General features: G+C 49.8%; 12 protein-coding genes. 11 read left to right on the top strand and 1 reads right to left on the bottom strand.

Annotated elements, in window-relative coordinates; translation table 11 throughout:
* The 11 genes from IEX98_RS27545 to IEX98_RS27495 form a co-directional block, all read left to right on the top strand.
* The coding region (locus IEX98_RS27545; RefSeq protein ID WP_188892898.1) for an AMP-binding enzyme at positions 1–603 on the top strand (603 nt) is incomplete at its 5' end.
* Between the two features lie 5 nt (positions 604–608).
* Positions 609–1,616 carry a hypothetical protein gene (locus IEX98_RS27540; RefSeq protein WP_188892897.1) on the top strand — a complete coding sequence of 336 codons (1,008 nt, stop codon included), beginning with the start codon at positions 609–611 and terminating at the stop codon, positions 1,614–1,616.
* Positions 1,616–2,374, top strand: a complete 759-nt coding sequence (locus tag IEX98_RS27535) for a thioesterase II family protein (RefSeq protein WP_188892896.1) — start codon at positions 1,616–1,618, stop codon at positions 2,372–2,374. The genes IEX98_RS27540 and IEX98_RS27535 overlap by 1 nt, the downstream gene beginning before the upstream one ends.
* Positions 2,375–2,596: 222 nt before the next feature.
* Positions 2,597–2,866 carry a hypothetical protein gene (locus tag IEX98_RS27530; RefSeq protein WP_188892895.1) on the top strand — a complete coding sequence of 90 codons (270 nt, stop codon included), beginning with the start codon at positions 2,597–2,599 and terminating at the stop codon, positions 2,864–2,866.
* Positions 2,867–3,310: 444 nt separating this feature from the next.
* Entirely contained in the window at positions 3,311–4,594 is a 1,284-nt protein-coding gene (locus IEX98_RS27525; RefSeq protein ID WP_188892894.1) for a histidine--tRNA ligase, read from the top strand.
* A 194-nt stretch (positions 4,595–4,788) separates the two neighbouring features.
* On the top strand, positions 4,789–7,140 hold the full coding sequence (locus tag IEX98_RS27520; RefSeq protein ID WP_188892893.1) for a helix-turn-helix domain-containing protein: 2,352 nt from the start codon (positions 4,789–4,791) through the stop codon (positions 7,138–7,140).
* Positions 7,141–7,271: 131 nt separating this feature from the next.
* Positions 7,272–8,900: an extracellular solute-binding protein gene (locus IEX98_RS27515; RefSeq protein WP_188892892.1), complete on the top strand. Its 1,629-nt coding sequence runs from the start codon at positions 7,272–7,274 to the stop codon at positions 8,898–8,900.
* A gap of 109 nt (positions 8,901–9,009) precedes the next feature.
* Positions 9,010–9,906, top strand: a complete 897-nt coding sequence (locus IEX98_RS27510; RefSeq protein ID WP_229692426.1) for an ABC transporter permease — start codon at positions 9,010–9,012, stop codon at positions 9,904–9,906.
* A gap of 81 nt (positions 9,907–9,987) precedes the next feature.
* Complete coding sequence (locus tag IEX98_RS27505; protein ID WP_188892904.1) at positions 9,988–10,812, top strand: carbohydrate ABC transporter permease; 825 nt, start codon at positions 9,988–9,990, stop codon at positions 10,810–10,812.
* A gap of 355 nt (positions 10,813–11,167) precedes the next feature.
* The gene (locus tag IEX98_RS27500) at positions 11,168–15,349 is read left to right on the top strand and encodes an Ig-like domain-containing protein (RefSeq protein ID WP_188892891.1); all 4,182 of its coding nucleotides are present in this window, start codon (positions 11,168–11,170) and stop codon (positions 15,347–15,349) included.
* Between the two features lie 75 nt (positions 15,350–15,424).
* Complete coding sequence (locus tag IEX98_RS27495; protein WP_188892890.1) at positions 15,425–17,209, top strand: glycoside hydrolase family 36 protein; 1,785 nt, start codon at positions 15,425–15,427, stop codon at positions 17,207–17,209.
* 90 nt (positions 17,210–17,299) lie between these two features.
* Here IEX98_RS27495 and IEX98_RS27490 read toward each other — a convergent pair whose 3' ends face one another.
* Positions 17,300–18,061, bottom strand: a complete 762-nt coding sequence (locus tag IEX98_RS27490; protein WP_188892889.1) for a MerR family transcriptional regulator — start codon at positions 18,059–18,061, stop codon at positions 17,300–17,302.
* Positions 18,062–18,445 lie beyond the last annotated feature (384 nt).

Below are 18,445 nucleotides of genomic sequence, written 5' to 3'. Positions count from 1 at the left end.
CATCAAGTGAAAATCCGCGGCTACCGGATCGAGCTGGGCGAGATCGAGTCGCAGCTATTGAAGCATAGCGACGTTCAGCAGGCTGTCGTTCTGGACAAGACGGACGATAACGGGCAACGGTATCTAAACGCGTATTTTTCTGCAAGCCGGGAAGTCCCTGTCTCTGAGTGGAGAACCCATCTGCTGGCTTCATTGCCTGACTATATGGTGCCGGGCCAGTTTATCCGCGTGGAGGCTATTCCTCTTACGCCAAGCGGCAAAGCCGATCGCAGGGCATTAGCGGAAATGGAAGGCTTGGCGAGTATGGAGAAGGAATATACGGGACCAAGAAATGAAATGGAAGCCGCTCTTTGCGTCATCTGGGAACAGGTTTTGGGCATCGAGCGGATCGGTATCGAGGACAATTTTTTCGAGCATGGCATCAATTCTCTAATGATGATTATGATCGAGGTGGAACTGGAGAAGATCGGCATTCGCTTGAAGGAGCTGGAAGTGTACAAGGCGATTCATGATCACCCGACGATTAAAGACTTTTCTGTATTCATTGCCGCAAAGCTGGAGCCGTCGAATTCGGAAGAGCGACATTATATTATGAAAGGGTGACTGCGATGAGTGTGAACATTTTACCTGTGACGTACCCTTTTCTCACTTCATATACGCATCATACGACAACTTTGTCGATCATTACGAATCATGAGGATTATATGCCATGGTTTTGCGGCAATTATATTCAGCTTAGAGTAATGAACGACTTGTCATCGAAAGCATGGCTCGATTTTTATAGTTATTTGCATAAGGGGATGCACGCTTGTCCCTTTTTGGACATACAGCATATGAACTTGGATACTTTACGCGGCTGGGGCTCCGGCATTGTCGATTTTTTAATCAAAATGATCGATTTACAAAATTATGTATACGTCGTCGTGGAAACTTCCCAAATTTCCATTTACCCTTCCTATCAAAAGAGAAGATTTGCCCATCCGATTTTTGTTTACGGATACGATAAAACCGAGGAACGGTTTTACGTCGGCGATTTCTTCAAGCCTACATTCGAATATTCGACGGCTAGCTTTGCAGAAGTCGATGCGGCATTTCGAGCGGTATCCGCCGATGACTTTGGATTTAACGGGGCAAAAATCATTCAGTATAACAAAAAAGCAAAGTTTGAGCTCGATCTGTGGAACGTCACCGAAATGTTTCGCGATTATTTGTATACCCGCGACTCATTCGGCCGCTACCGGCTCATACAGACTCCAGATCCCGGAGAAGCGGTGGGCATGGAGCACGTATATACGAGACTGATTAAGGATGTTGAGATTCATATCGACAACCCGGACTTATTTCAGCATACTTCCTTTCATGTGCTATACGAGCATAAAAAAGCGATATCGTTTATCCTTTCTTTTCTGCAGAAACAGGGATATATCGGACAAAACTACGGCTACGAAAAGGTAGAGGAGAAATCGCTGATGCTCCGCAATCGGGTACTCCGATACGTCATGATGAAAGACCCGGCGCTGCCTCAGCAGATTATCGGGATGCTTCATGAGTTGAAGGAACTGGAAACCGAAGCGCTGACTGCTTTGGTTCGTTCGCTTGATGGCGGTGGCTATTGATGAGCAGTATCAAGCTTTTTACACTGCCTTATGCGGGCGGAAGCACTGTTCTCTATTTCAAATGGAAAAAGCGATTGGATGAACGCATTGAGTTATGCCCGCTGGAACTTGCCGGGAGGGGAGCGAGAATGATGGAGCCTCCGTATGCTAATTTCGAGGCCGCTGTCGAAGAATCGCTGCATCGAATTCTTCTTGCGGCTCCGCAAGGCCCGTTTGCTTTGTTCGGTCATAGCATGGGGGGGACGATTGCATTTGAGATTGTGCAAAGCTTGCAGAGCCATCCGGAGCTTGCTAATCAGCCCGTTCATTTATTTCTTTCCGGCACGAACCATCCTGCGAAGCCCAGTAAAAACCGGTATAGCCATTTGGACGATAGGGAGTTCGTGAGAGAAGTCGCAAAAATTAGCGGAGTGCCAAGTGAAAGCTGGGAAAATCCCGATTTTGTCAAACTTTTTCTGCCAACGATCCGCTCTGATTTTAAAATGTATGAGGAGCGGAGCATCACGAAGGAACGCTCTTTGATTCAATGTCCGGTGTCGATTGTATACGGCTCGCAAGATCCGCATATTGATGTCGACCATGAACGATGGCTTCAATCTTGCAGTGGAGCATGCCGGTTTTATGAAGTAGCAGGCGATCACTTTTTTATCCAGTCGAATGAGGAACAATTAATCCAGCTTATTAATCATACATTATGCGATGATATGCAAAGGGACGATGACCGATGCTTAAGCACTCCGAATCATCAGCGTATATAATAGCAGCGAAGCTTGGCGGTTCCGTAAGAGAAGAATTGTTGTTGGAGGCTGCCTATTCGGTCTGCTGAATGGAAGATCTATCGTTGTTCAAGGCACGGAACGGGTTCCGTGCCTTTTTACAGTTTAAGACAATCTTAAGAATTACTTTAAGTAATATACAGGTTACGGTTGCTATACTATTGTGTAGATGCACAATACGTTAGGCAGTAGGTGAGAACGGATATGAACGGGAATGCAATGACGATTGAAAATAAAGCAGCAGGCAAAATCGAGATTCTTCGCGATTATGAGCAGTATTGCTATCAAGTCGTATATTACTTAATACAGGATGAAGCGGCTGCGGCGGCCGCGACTTGCAATGCTTTGCTGTCAATTTATGCGAATGAAGCTTTTTTCTCGTCTACGCAAGCCGGTCAACAGGAAGTAATCAAGCAGGCTGCAATGCGAGAGGCGCTTCAAGCTTTCAAACAAAGCCGCGTGGAGCTTAATTGATAAATAATAACAATTGGATTAAAATGTAACAAAACGCTGTCCGTCCTATCGGAGTTAATAGAGAAGGGGCAAGCGTCAATTCGAATTTCCCATGTGCCTCAGAACGCAGTCGTCAATAAATTGTACAAGGATTTAGGCTTTATCGAGACTGGTGAAATGATTGGCGGCGAAATTGTGCTTGATCTTTTGCATCTTTAGCCGCATATGTTATAATCAATTTTATTTCAATGCAACGATTCGATTGAAGGGGTTAAGGACATGAATACGTATCTCATCATGCAAAATCAACTTCATCATCACAAACAGCGTTAGCACACCTGTCGAACATTTCAGGGTGGGCTAACGCGATTCGCGTTGGCCTCCCTGCCGCATATGGAGCGCGCAGGACCAAGAGGTCCTGCGCGTTTTTTGTTTTATTACAAAAAAGAGAGGAATGAGTGTTCCATGCAAAATGTGAAGGGGACCTATGATTTTTTCGGAGCCGAGCAAGCGCTTCGGAGCAAAGTGCAATCGGTGCTGCAAGAGGTGTTTGAGCTGTACGATTACGGCAGGATGGAATCTACGATATTAAATGAACTGGACTTGCTTGCCTCCAAGTACGCAGGCGGCGACGAAATTATGAAGGAAATGTACCAGTTGACGGATCAAGGCAAGCGGAGCTTAGGTCTTCGTTATGATCTGACGATTCCGTTCTCTAAGGTGGTGGCTTGGAACCCGGGGATCGAGCTGCCGTTCAGAAGATACGAAATCGGAAAGGTATTTCGGGACGGACCGGTAAAAAGAGGGAGGCTGCGTGAGTTTCTGCAATGCGATGTGGATGTGGTTGGCATTGAAGGTCCGGAGGCTGAAGCCGAGCTCATCCTCATAGCGGTTGAAGCGTTCAAACGATTGGAAATCCCCATTCTGCTGAAATGGAATAACCGGCGGTTTCTGGGGGAGCTGCTGGAAGCGGTTGGCGTTGCGGAAGATCAGAAGCTATCCGTTATGCTTACACTCGATAAAATCGAAAAGATTGGCATCGGGGCGCTTATCGAGGAGCTGCGGGAGAAAGGAATAAATGAAACGGCAATCAGCGAAATTGCCGAACTTGCCGTAATGGAGGAGCCATCCTTCCAGCGTTTATCGAGCACATATGGCTTGGAAAACTCAAAAGGTTCGATGGAGGTACTGGCACTTCAGCAATTGCTGGACAAACTCGGGCTGGGTCAAACCTGTCGGTTTGATCCCTTTTTATCTAGGGGCCTTTCCTTCTATACGGGAACCGTATATGAAATCTTTGATGCGGAGCAGCGCTTCGGCTCCAGTCTTGGCGGCGGAGGACGTTACGATGCGATTATAGGCAAGCTGGCCGGCAGGGAGGATATCCAATATCCGACCGCAGGCATCTCATTCGGCATGGAATCGATTATGGAAATGCTTAAGGAACGCCCTATTCCATTGCCGATGCCACTGGCTGCCGTAATCCCGATTGGTGACACCACGCCGGAAGCGTTAAAGGCGGCAGCCGAGCTTCGAGCCAGCGGTATCCGTACAAGCATTGAAATGAGCAGGCGAAAGCTGAAAAAAGCGTTGGCCTCGGCTGCATCCAAGGGTATCCGGTATGTTATCTTGATCGGCAGCGAAGAAGCGGAAGCCGGTATGCTGCGGCTTAAAGATATGAGAGCGATGACCGAAACGCTATTGAGCGTGCAGGATGCGATTGCGGTTATTGGTAAAGAGGGAGAATGATCCAAATCCGGAAAACTGCGCAGCATCGCATGCTGCGCAGTCTTTTTTTCGTTCCGTACTGTACATTTTCTTACAAATGGTTCATGAATCGAAAGAACGGATAAGCTTTGGCCGTTTGTAATATTGGTATACTTAAACAATCTTAGAGATAGAGGCAATCGTATATCACTTGCATGGAAAGCGGAGGAAGCCGGATGCGTACGATGGGTAAGCACAAATGGGAATGGTTTAGATTAAACGGGGCATGGTCAGCGTTATTTTGGTCCTATATTGCGATTCTTCTATTATTGATCGTTATTGGAAGCTTGCTGTATTGGCGTGCCAAGGATGTAGTGGAAACGGCCGTCGAGCATACCAATTCGGCTATGCTGGGACAGCTGCGGGAGCTGGCCGACGGGCAATTGCAAATGATCGAACAGTTAGAGCAGCAAGTAGCAAGCCATCCTAAGCTGATGCAGCTTATGAGAAGCAAGGCGCCTTTGTCGGACAAGGATCAATACGCCATGATCGAGGTTGCCGAAGACTTGAAGCGTTATAAGCAATTGACGCCTTTTATTTATGATTATTATATTTATTTGCCTAAGATCGGGACGATGCTTGGTCCCGGCGTCAAGACGACCCCGGATATTTTGTTCGGCCAAGTGGACCGGTTCGATGGGATGACAGGCGAGGATTGGATAAACAGGTTTCAGAGCGGCTACCATTTCCGTACGTTTGAACCCGCGTTGCAGGCGAGCAACAGCTTCGGAGAGGATCGCCATGTTCTTGGCTATATGCAGACACTGCCGCTGGTTGACCGGTCCAAGCAACTGGCGACCTTATTTATTATGATTAACGACGAGGAACTAGGGAAAATGTTCAAGGGTCTTGCGCAAGCGGGTAAAGGACAAATCTATATCGTTGACGCTGACAATCGGATTATCAGCGCCACTACAGATCAACGCGACGCTTTGTCGTTCAGCTATGCGGACATGACAGGCGATCAAGGAAAGCTGTCGGCCAAGCGAGGCGGAGAGGATACGGTGATTTCCTATGCCACATCGAGCGTCTATGGCTGGAAGTATGTATTGGAAGTGCCTCGCACTGTATTTCTGGCAGAGGTGAATGAAGTGAGAAGCTGGGCTTTGCTTTTATTTGTAATGGCAGCGTTTTCAGGAGCGATTGTGTCCGGCTATTTAGCTTTTCGCAATTATAGGCCGATTCGTGATCTCGTAACAGCCGTTTCCGGCAATGGCGCTGGCATCGCCCCCGCAGGCAAGCAAGGGCCAAACGAATATGAGTTTATTCGTACGTCGATTCAATCCGCCCGATTGACGGAAACGGAGCTGCGAGCCAGATTATCACAGCAGACGCCCATTATTCGGATTCATTTTTTAAGCCGCTTCATTAGAGGGTACGCCGAACCTCATGAATTGCTGGAGCAATCACTGCAGTTCATGGGCATCCGCTTCGTCTCCGAAAGCTTTGCCGTTATGCTGATCGACGTGGAGGATATGAGCGTTTTTGCATCTGAAAATGATGAAAAAGAACGGCTTTTTGTCAACTTCGTCATCTCCAATATTGCAGCCGATCTGGCCAATGAACGGCATATTGCGTATACAACGGAGCTTGATCCGGGAAGAGTGGCCCTCTTGATCAATTTCTGTGGCGCGGACGAGCTGCAAGATTCAAGCGAACTTGCGCCCATAGCGGAACAGCTTGATCAAGTGCTGCGTCAGCGGTTCCGTTTGCGCGTCGCGATTGGCGTCAGCTCCCTCGTTCGGGATCGGCATGCTATTGGCGAAGCTTTCCGCGATGCGTTAAAGCGGCTGGATGAAAACCGGAAAAGCCATGCCGAGCAGCTCGAAGCGGATGAGCTGCCAGAGCAGATACCGGCCTATTACTTCCCGCTCGATATCGAGCAGCAATTGACTAATTACGTAAAATCCGGCGAAGAAGAGAAGACCGAGCAGCTGCTGAATGCGCTGTACACCGACCATGACGCGGGTGATGGCGCAAGGTCGCCTATCATCTCCTATTTTCTCATGCACCTGTCCTCGACGCTGTTCCGTATTGTCCAGACGACACCGAAGGCTGAGCCGGATATGGCACTGCGGCTGTTGAGAAACCAAGGCGACAGCATGCAGGACGCGCATCGTCAGTTTCTGGAGCTGAAGGCGGACTACCGGGTCGTATGCCGGCATTGGAAGGAAGGCCGAAGCGACCAAGGCAGCCGAATGCTCGACACGATTCAGCGGATCGTACAGGAGCGTTTCGGTCAAAACATGCTTAGCGTGGGTCTGATTGCAGACGAGCTCGGTATTACGCAGCCGTATTTGTCTTCCTTCTATAAGAAAGCAACAGGGCGTACCATACTGGAGTTCATATCGGAGGTGCGGCTGCGAGAGGCGAAAAGGCTGCTGTCGGAAACGGAGTCCACTGTTGCTCAAATCGCTTTGGTCGTCGGCTATTCGAATGATATCGGCTTTATCCGTTTTTTCAAGAAGCATGAAGGTATTACGCCTGGACAATACCGGGCAAACAAACATACGGAACATCCGTCTTAAAAGAAGATAGCCTTGTATGGATAAAAGGATTGCCGATCAAACAACCGGATTATAGGCAGCCGTTGGGGGCAGCGATAGGATAGAGGTCAGGCAGCGAAAACAGGCCTAACCACACTCAAGGGGGTATTATCATGCACAAACGTAAATCCATCATGCTGCTGTCGGTCATAATGACCATCGCATTAGCCGGATGCTCGGGCGGCAACAATTCTGCAAAGTCGCCAGCAACCGCTTCGCCGGGTACAGAGACAGCAGAGGCGCTTGCAGACGGAAAAATCGTTTCAAGCCCGCTTACGCTCACTTACTTTGTAGAGATGTCGGGAAGTCCGGCACCGGGCGTAAAGAGCTTAAACGACATGGCGGCCTATCAGGAAACAGAAAAGAAGACGGGCATCCATATCGATTTTAAACATCCCGCTGGTGGCCAGGAAAAGAATCAGTTCAACCTGCTAATGAGCTCCGGCGACTATCCGGATGTTATCCAATGGGGCTGGAATGATTATCCGGGCGGCGGCGTTGGCGCTATGAATAACGGCGTCATTATTCCGCTTAACGACTACATTGACAAGTTCGCGCCTAATCTGTCCAAGTTATTGGCGGACAACCCGGCGATCAAGAAAGAAATTTCGACCGATGACGGCCGTATATTCGCTTTCCCATTTCTAAGAAGCGATCCGTACTTGCGCACTTACTTCGGGCTGGGCGTTCGCCAGGATTGGCTGGATAAGCTGAATCTGCAGATGCCGACTACGATTGATGAGTGGCATAACGTACTGACTGCGTTTAAAGAAGGCGATCCGAACGGCAACGGCAAGGCGGATGAAATTCCGCTGCTGATCCGCAAAGATACGATGCTTAATTTCAGCAACGTATTCTTGAACGCTTGGGGCACTTCCGGCCGATTCAATCTGAAAGACGGAAAGGTGCTGTACGGACCGGTTCAGCCGGAATACAAGCAGTTTTTGCAAACGATGCGCACCTGGTACGTGGAAGGGCTAATCGACCGGGACTACGCGGGCACAGATGATAAGCAGAAGGATGCGAAATGGACGGGAGAGCTTCTCGGCTCATCCGAAATGGCTGTCGGCGGCGGTATCGGGAAGTATACGAATGCAATGAAAGCCAAAAACCCGGACTTTAACCTCGTAGGCGCACCTTATCCGACTCTGGTTAAAGGCGACAAGCCGGTGCTTGGCCAACTGGAGCCGATTTTCAACAGCGTAGGCGCAGCCATTACAAAAAACAACAAGCATGTCGAGGAAACGGTAAAATGGCTCGATTATAAATATGGCGAAGAGGGTTCGATGCTGTTCAACTTCGGGATCGAAGGAAAAAGCTATGAGATGAAAGACGGCTTCCCGACTTACACCGATGAAATTATGAAAAACCCGGACGGTTTGTCTTTCGCAACCGCGCTGGGCAGATATGCAGTACCGTTCGGGGGACCGCTTGTTCAGGATAAACGCTATCAGGAACAAAATGCCTCGCTGCCGCAGCAGAAGGATGCGCTTAACACTTGGATGAATGTCGAGAACAGCAACTGGCTGCCGCCGCTTTCGTTCACCAACGATGAATCGGCGCGGCTCGCGGCCATTATGACGGACATTACAACGTTCCGTGATGAGATGTTCGACAAATTCGTGATGGGCGCTGAGCCGATCGACAATTTCGACAGCTTCGTGAAGACGATTGAAGGCATGGGTCTGCAAGAAGCGCTGGAAATTCAGCAAGCTGCTTACGAGAGATATTTGAAACGTTAAGAAAGTAGGAAAAGGAAGCGGGTTCGCCGGAAGCAGCTTTCAGTGCTCATAGCCGGGGAACCCGCTTGCTTCTTCACCTTTCAACAGAAGGAGGGCTTGGAAGTTGAAACTGCTGCGGGAATGGTCACGCAATAAATACATTTATTTGATGCTGCTTCCGGTCGTGATCTATTACGTCGTGTTTCTTTATTTTCCAATGTACGGCTTGCAGATTGCGTTCAAAAATTTTTCGCCTGCAATCGGAATTTGGGGCAGCGAGTGGGTTGGCTTCAAGCATTTTGTCTCTTTTTACGAAAGCTATTATTTCTGGAGACTGATCCGCAATACGGTCATGATCAGTTTGTATGAGCTCGTGTTCGGTTTTCCCGCTCCCATTATACTGGCACTGCTGCTGAATGAAATTCGCAAACGCGTATTTAAAAATATCGTACAGTCGATTACGTATTTGCCGCATTTTATTTCAATTGTTGTCGTTGCCGGCATGATGGTCGATTTTCTGTCTGGAGACGGGCTCATTAATCAGTTGACGAGCTTGTTCGGCATTCCGTCGGTCTCGTTTCTGATCGCGCCTGAATGGTTTCGAACCATCTATGTCTCGTCAGGTATCTGGCAAGGCATCGGCTGGGGCTCAATTATTTATTTGGCAGCTATCGCGGGCATTGATCCAAGTCTGTATGAAGCCGCCAAGACGGACGGGGCGGGGAGATTCAAGCAAATTCTTCATATTACCGTTCCCGGCATCATGCCGACGATTATCATTATGCTTATTTTGCGCTTCGGAACGCTTATGGCGGGCGGCAGCCTGGAAAAAATATTGCTTCTATACAATTCAACAACTTATGAGACAGCCGACGTTATTTCCACTTTCGTATACCGGCGGGGCTTGCTTCAAATGGATTACGGTTTCTCAGCTGCGATCGGCTTGTTCAACAACATCATGAATTTCATTTTGCTCGTATCGGCGAACACGATTAGCCGGAAAATCAACAACACGAGCCTATGGTAATTCCATACTAGGAGGTGAAGCCCGTTGAAGCCTCGCATTCCACTCGGCGAACGGATTTTTGATACGACGAATTCTTTATTTATGCTAGGGTTAATAGCGGTTACTCTGTACCCGTTTCTTTATGTGCTGTTTGCTTCATTCAGCGACCCGTCCGAATTGATTGAACATCGAGGGCTGCTGCTTGCGCCTGCCGGCTTCAGCCTTGAATCGTATAAATATGTGTTCGAGAATCCGATGATTTCTACCGGCTACATGAACACTTTAATTTATGTCGTTGCAGGAACGGCTCTGAACTTAACGTTAACCAGCTTTGCTGCTTACGCTTTGTCGCGCAAGGGCGTACGTTTTGTCGGACCGATTATGTTCGGGATCGTATTTACGATGTTTTTCTCGGGCGGAATGATTCCCACTTACTTGAATATGCGCAATCTGGACTTGTTGGACACCAGATGGGCGATGATATTGCCTTCGGCAATCAGCACGTGGAACCTGCTCGTCATGCGGACATCCTTTGCTGGCATTCCGGTTGCGCTTGAAGAATCGGCGCGAATCGACGGTGCGAATGATTTCCGGATTCTGTTCCAAATCTTTATTCCCGTGTCGCTGCCTATTATGGCGGTTATGACGCTTTTCTACGGCGTGGCCCACTGGAACGCCTATATGGACGCCTTGATTTATTTGCGGGATCGGGATTTATATCCGCTGCAGCTCGTTTTGCAGGAAATACTCATTTCCAACAATACGGACTCCATGATGACGTCTGTTGCGGACGTTGACAAAGGGCTCATTCAGGAAACGATCAAATACGCGACCATTATTGCTGCCACCGTGCCCATTCTGCTGCTCTATCCGTTTCTGCAGCGGTATTTCGTCAAAGGTGTTATGCTGGGTTCCATCAAAGAATAGCCAAAACTTTAATCGCTTCCTGCCTGCCATACCAGCCGGCCAGGAGCGATTTTTCTTTTGTTATCTTAGAAAGAAGTTCCATATCTGCGCATCGGTCTCGGAGAAGAATGGCGCAGCTAGTACGATTATCGCCTGTGGAAGGTATAGTGATAGATTTCGAACTATCCGCCCTCGCTGATTTTTAGTATCGTTAGCGTTATCGGGGCTGAAGGGCGAAGCTAACCGCCATTAATCGTTCTTTAGCTCCGATAATAGTAAGGACAGCTCCGGGGAGGTGACCTGCCTTTTTTTAAAAGCCAATTGAAAGCGCTTTCCATTGTTTCTATTTTTGATTAAATGAGGGAGGTTGAATGAATTGTTAAAGAAAAAGGCTAGGAAAATAAAAGGCGGGCTCGCTGTTCTGATGGCGTTTGTGCTAGCGCTATCTGGTGTGCCGGTCACGCATGCGGACCCAGTGAATCAGACAGCCCGAATTAACTTATTGGCTGCAGATATGGATACGGGGTTTGATTCTGGAGTCAGTCCGTTTGTCAATGATCAGCCTGGGAACGGCGGGACCCAGCAAATCGTACAAATCAATGGCAATAATGCGCTTGAGCTCCGCGATGCTTCGCTTGGCTCCAACGCTTCAAGCTCTTACTATTATCAGCTTACATCCGGTACGCTGTTGTCGCGGATGAACGAAATATACAGCTTGCCTGCAGGGAGCCCTGCGGTCGATTTTGTTTTGTCGTACAAGCTGATGCGCAGCGCAGCAAGCAACAAGCCCGTCAACAAAGATATCTATGCTCAAATTCAGCTGGCGCCTTACGACAATGTCTTGATTCCAAGGTTCCCGGCTGAAATGCCAAGCATTACGGGAACGGCCGCTTATTTGAATTCAACTCCCAATACATTAACGATCATAGACGACAATGATTTGGCGAGCTACCGGTTCGAGGTTGTGCCTAATGGCGGACAGAAAAAGATTACAAGCTTTAAGCTTGCTTTTAGCGTTCGTGTCGATACAGGCGGAACCGATGAAGCCTATGTCATTGATGATCTGGCCGTATTTGAAGAGGTGCCGGACGCGGTGGAGGATAATGAAGCGCCTACAGCGCCAACTAATCTCACGGCGGCAAGCACAACAGATACGAGAGTGAATCTCTCCTGGACAGCCTCGACGGACAATATCGGTGTAACCAGGTACGATGTTTACCAGAACGGGGCGCTTGCGGCAATTGTGCCGGGCTCGGCGACGACCTATTCCGTCATCGGATTGACGCCGAATACGGCCTATCAGTATACGGTGTCCGCCCGCGATGGAGCAGGAAACCAGTCGGCCCTCAGCAATGTGCTTAGTGTAACGACGAATCTTTCGCCTGGCGGATTGCCGCAGCCGTTCGGCAATCAGGATATCGGCAATGTAGGGATTGCTGGCGGTTCTGCTTATGATGCCAATACGAATACCTTTACTTTGCAAGGCTCCGGCGCTGACATATGGGGAACGGCTGACGCTTTCCAATACGCTTACCGCCCATGGACCGGCGACGGCCAAATTGTGGCCCGGGTGACTGGCGTTGCGAACGGGGTCGCATGGACGAAACTGGGGGTCATGATCCGCGAGTCGATCTCGGACCAGTCTCGTCACGTCATGATGGCCTATACGCCGAATAATGGAGCGGTTTATATGAACCGGCCTCAGACGGGCAATGCTACGGTACTGACAACTGCGACCAATACTGCGGCAACGCCGTTCTGGGTAAAGCTGCAGCGCAAAGGCAATGCCATTAGCGCGTACTATTCCAATGACGGTACAAATTGGACGCTTGTGAAGCGAGAGGCGGTCAGCCTGCCGCAAACCGTTTACTTCGGCCTTGCGCTGACGAGCCATGCCAACAACAAGCTGACGACCGCGACGTTCGACAATGTAAGCATCGGCGAGATTCCGCCTGAGGAAAGCACGGATGCGCCGTTCCCGGGTACAATCGAAACCCGCAAACAATGGTTATGGGACAAAGCGAAGTCCATGTCGGAAATAAACGGCCAATTGAATATTGTACAAATCGTCGCCCAAATTATCGACAACCAGAATGTAACCGCCAATATGCAGAAGCTGGATACGATGTTCCAGACCTATGATTGGGAGCAGTATAAAACGGTCAGCAAAATGTACGCCTATTTGCTGCTAGGAGACCGATTTGACAGCACGATGGTCAGCCATGTCAAAGATTATTTCGCAAGCTACGCTTACGCTAAGCTGCCGCAAACCGAAAATCTCCGTATGAGCAACTATACGGCAGGCTACTTGGTCGGCCAATATTTTCCCGATCTCGAAGACTTGAACGGGGCATCGGGTGCAGCGCTGAAGAGTGCAAACCGGGCAAATATTGAGGAAATGATCGAGGCGGCCGTCCATAAAGGCTGGGCGGAGTACGAAAGTCCGGAATACACGTATATGACCTACTTGTGTTTGAACGCGCTCTATCAATATTCGGATGAGCCTGATTTCAAACAAAAGATCAAAATGGCGATGGATGTTATGTGGTTTGAATGGGCCAACGACTGGATTGACGGCACCTTTATTTCCAGCACGAGCCGGGCGAAAGGCGATTCCGTCTCCGCGAGCGACCCTTCCTGGAGAGGAACGGACCACACCGCTTTGGCATGGATGTATTTCGGCGCTCATAAAGCACAGGAAGCCATTGGCGAATCCGATGCCATGATTCCTTCGGCTTACCGTCCTTACCTGGAGTATTTGGGTCTGATGCTTGCTCCGGGAATGGGCTATACGCCGCCGGATATGGCTGTGCGCATTGGGCAGACGCTGAATAAAGACTATTCCTCACGTAAAGCTAATTTGCAAAACTCAAGCGGCCGCAATTTGAAAACCTATCGCCAAGCGTACGTGGACAAAACGTGGGGACTCGCTTCAGAGGTTACGTATAATCGCGTGGACAACTGGATTGAGAACATTCAGCTTGCGCTCCGCTGGCAGTCGGATGCCCCTAATCCATTGTTCAGAGTCAATGCGGATCAAGGCGACAGTCCAATCGGCAACTATGAGCAGCCGGAAAATCACCGCGTCATGCAGGACGGGAAAACGGCAGTTGGCGTCTATAAATCTTTGGGTTCGCCGGGTGCGAGTGACAGCTATCTGAATGCGATGTTCCCGGATACGGGCTCCATTCTTACCCGCAGTGAACAAGCGGGCTGGGTGTTTAGCGAGACCGAGCAGATGTACTTCGCTTTCAAAATGATTAAACCTTACAGCTGGTATTACCAGACGCCGTTTGATCCTGCGAACAAAGTGAAGACGACGACACAGGTTCATCCGACGAAGCAGTTGTCCTACAGCTATAATATTCTTCGCAGCAAAGCGGACAAAAACGGCTGGGTGCTGGAGACGGCTGATGCTTCGCAATATGCGGATTTCAACAGCTTCAAAAATGCGATTTTAACGCAAACCACACTCGACAGCTCGCATATCGATGATAGCAGCCCGCGCCTTATTTTTACGAATTTGGCGGGAGACAATTTGGACATCACCTTCGACTTGGCGAGCGGATCTTATGGCGGCACGCATAAAGTGAACGGCGTTCCGATTGATTATTCGAGCTTTAAGCTATTCGATACGCCGTGGCTGCAGCAGGAGCAAAACGCAGACCTCTTTGTTGCCACGCAGGGCGGTGAACAGCTGACGTACAATTTCTCGAATTGGACAATTACGGAAAGTGACCCGAATGCGCAGGTGGACGTTACCGGGGTAACGCTTAACCAAGCGGCATTGTCGCTGGGCAAGGGCAAGACCGCTGCGCTAAGCGCAACTGTTCAGCCCGTTAACGCCTCGAATAAGTCCGTCGTTTGGGGCTCAAGCGCGCCGTCTGTAGCGACGGTCAATTCGAACGGTCTCGTCACAGCAGTTGCTGCAGGAACGGCGATCATTACGGCGACAACGGTCGACGGCGCTTTTACGGCAACGAGCACGATCACTGTCATTAATGAGCCTTTATTTCAGGATAATTTCTCCGGCGGCTTAAGCCAATGGGACTTTTTCGGCAGCACCGCATGGCAGCTGCAAGGCAGCGGAGCAACGGCAGCAATGAAGGGATCGACGACGCTGGGTTCTCCGCAGCGGGCAATTGTCAAAGCTTCAGCTCTTCCATACAGCTCGCAGAACTATAGCGTAGCATTCTCGGGGCAGGCTGCGGACCGGTTCCGCATTATGTTCCGGTACGCGTCGGGAACAAGCTACTACTTCCTGGAATTGAAGAATACGAAGGAAATCGAGCTGTGGAAATATGCCAATTCTTCAACGCCTGTGCAGGTGGGGTCGATGATTGATATCAGTTCCAGTCTTGCCAATTATGATCTGACCGGAAACTATGCGTATCGGCTCGATGTCGCAGGCAGTCAATACAAGCTGTACATCAATGATACGTTGGTCGCTTCCTTTACCGATTCGGATCTAACCGCAGGGGGAGTTGGTTTCTCGGTCAAAAGCGTAGGGCCGGCCGCGAGCTTAACTGTCGATGACTTTATCGTAAATCCAATTTAATTGAGTAAAGAAAGCTGCCGTCCGTCGTCTTCGGCAATCGGCAGCTTTCATTTTTCACGTATAAGGAGAAGAGAGATGATACTGTCCCAACCCAGCTTATTGTCAGAACACAGCTATACGTTGACTGGTATTGACGATGAACGATTTCAAGCGAGTTTATCCGTGGAGTCTTTAGAGGAAGGCGAGGAGCTCGTCCATTTGCGTCTGCAAGCATCATCGCTGCTGACACCGCCGGTAATCCGGCTGGAATGGAAGCAGCCCATCGTCGATGTTCAAGGGGTATGGCAGCCAAATGGTTACCGCAATCGCGGACTGGCCCCGGATTGGACCGGCGGCTATAGAAGCCAATTGACGAATTCTGCTCCAGTCGTCTGCCTGTTTAGCGGGAGCGGAAGCAATAAGCTTACCTTTGCCTTTTCCGATACATTGAATGCTGTAACCTGCAAAGCTGGCGTGCATGAAGAAACGGCTGATTTCTATTGCTCGGTTACGCTTTTCGAAGCTCTTTCAGCGCCGTTGGATTCATATGAATCGACGCTTCGGGTGGATACCCGGGCGGGGGCTTACTATTCCAGTCTGGAAGGGGTAAGTGAATGGTGGAGCAGCATGCCGGGTATGACGCCGATGCCGGTGCCTGAACATGCCAGACAGCCGATGTATTCCACCTGGTACAGCTTTCATCAAGAACTGGAGCCGGGCGAGATAGAGGAGCAGTGCCGGCTTGCGAAAGCGATGGGCTGTGAGGCGATCATAGTAGATGATGGCTGGCAAACCGCCAATAACGCCCGGGGCTATGCCTATTGCGGAGATTGGGAAGTATGCACGGATAAAATGCCGGATATGAAGGCTCATGTTGAACGCGTGCATCAGCTCGGCATGAAATATATGCTATGGTATTCCGTTCCCTATATCGGCATGCATAGCAAGGCGTGGACACCATTCCGCGACAGGATGCTGTACACAGTGGAGGAAAGGGGCTGGGGCGTTGTTGATCCTCGCTATCCGGAGGTGAGAAGCTACTTAATCGGGATATATGAGCAAGCAATGCTCGAATGGGGATTGGACGGCTTTAAGCTTGATTTTATCGACAGTTTTAACGCCCCGGCGGATAATAAGCAGGCATATGGTCCAGGAATGGATTATGTATCGGTGCCCGAAGCGGTAGACCGGCTTATGTCTGATATTGCAGGCCGGCTTAGAGAGCTTAAGCCCGATGTGCTGCTGGAATTCCGCCAAAGCTATGTCGGTCCCTATATGCGCAAGTACGGCAACATGTTCCGGGCCGCGGATTGTCCGAATGATGCGGTGGAAAATCGGGTACGGACGATCGATATCCGGCTGCTCGCCGGCTCGACTGCAGCCCATGCGGACATGCTGATGTGGCATCCTGAAGAGGCACCGGAAAGTGCGGCGCTGCAGCTCATTAACGTATTGTTCGCGGTGCCGCAAATTTCCGTCCGGCTTGAACGGCTGCCGCAGAAGCATGCGGAGATGGTCCGCTATTGGCTCCGATTTTGGAAGGAAAACCGGTCGCTGCTGTTAGATGGCCGTCTGGAGCCGCATTATCCCGAGTTGTTGTATCCGCTCGTCACGGCTAGCAATGAGGATAAGTTAATATCGGTTGCGTATGGCCGAACGGTAATGGAACTGCAGCAGCGGAAGCTGCCGGATACCGTTATGCTCGTCAACGGAACGAGAAACGAGGGGATCTACGCTGACTTTGAGGGAAGCTCGGATCGCTGGAGAATGGAAATTAGAGATTGTATGGGGGATTTAGCGGAGGAGGGAGAGCTATTTGAGGTGGGGCTTCGGCTCTGGAACGTTCCGCCTGCGGGCACCCTGATCTTAAACCGGATATAAGCAGAAGCGGCCTGCCGCCAGCTGCATGCGAAAAAATCCCCTTGCCAACACTGATTGGCAGGGGGATTTGTACACGTGCATGAATCACAATTAAGCGCGACCTGTATAGATAAGGACTGCGTCCCGCAGGAAGGCGGCCGTTCCAGGCTGCTCGCTGTCATAGTAGGCCGTAAATCTTTCATCGTCGACATACATTTGGGCTACACCTGCATGGGCTTCCTTGTTGTATGTGTCCCAGTAGAAGGTAAGCCACTGGCGATGAAGATCGGCCGCTTCCTGGGCAAGAACACCAGCGGCGTCGCCAGTGGCGAACGCTTCGGCAAGCTTGCGGTGAAGCTGCTCGTTTAGCTTTTCAATAGCGGCATGTTGCTCTTCCGTCATATTTTTGAGCTTTTTTTTCGAACGGTCGATCGTCTCGTTTCCGTATTTGGCACGGATTTCTTTGCCGTATTTTTGCTCGTTATCGTCGATTAAGCTTTGCTTGAAGCCTTCGAATTTTTGCTTGTCACTCATTGCGCTTTTCCCCTTTCGCTGCTCTAACGTCTTGTCGACGTTGGCAATCAGCCTGTTCAGCTGCTCGCGCTTCTCCAGAAGCTTCACACGATGCTCCTCCAAGGCGCGATCGGCGTCAAAAGCTGGCGAGGCTACGCTGTCTTTGATCTCATCCAAGCTGACACCCAGCTCCCGATAGAACAAAATATGCTGCAGCCGATCCACCTCTTGCTGCCCGTAAATGCGATAGCCCGATGAATTGATTCTCGCCGGCTTGAGAAGTCCAATTTCATCGTAATATCGAAGCGTCCGGGTGCTGACGCCCGCCAGGAGCGCTAGCTTCTGTATTGTATATTCCATTCTGCATCCCTCCTGACCTAAAGCTATCCTACACCTTTACGCCGCGTGAATGTCAACACGAAAGCGAAGGTGATTTTGTCATTTTTCATTGTGGACTAGTTAGAGGAGCTGGCGGGGGCTTTACTAGGGTTAGGGTATTCAAAATGTAAAAGTGCAGGTTGTTGGCTGGTTTTTCGGCGAATAATCGCATCAAATTGCAAATGTGCAGGTTGATTGGCGGAAAAATCGGGTATCGGATTAAATGGGGCGATTCCAAATGTATTTTTGCATGTTGAACGCGATTTTAGCCGAATGGAGCCGTATCAAAATGTACTTTTACATTTTGGGCTTATTGGGTTCATGAAATCAATCATTGAAAGGTACCAGAAAACCCCCGCGTCTGGA

The sequence above is a fragment of the Paenibacillus radicis (ex Gao et al. 2016) genome (assembly GCF_014641555.1).
Classification (GTDB): Bacteria; Bacillota; Bacilli; order Paenibacillales; family Paenibacillaceae; genus Pristimantibacillus; species Pristimantibacillus radicis.
This window is presented reverse-complemented; position numbering and strand designations above follow the sequence as displayed.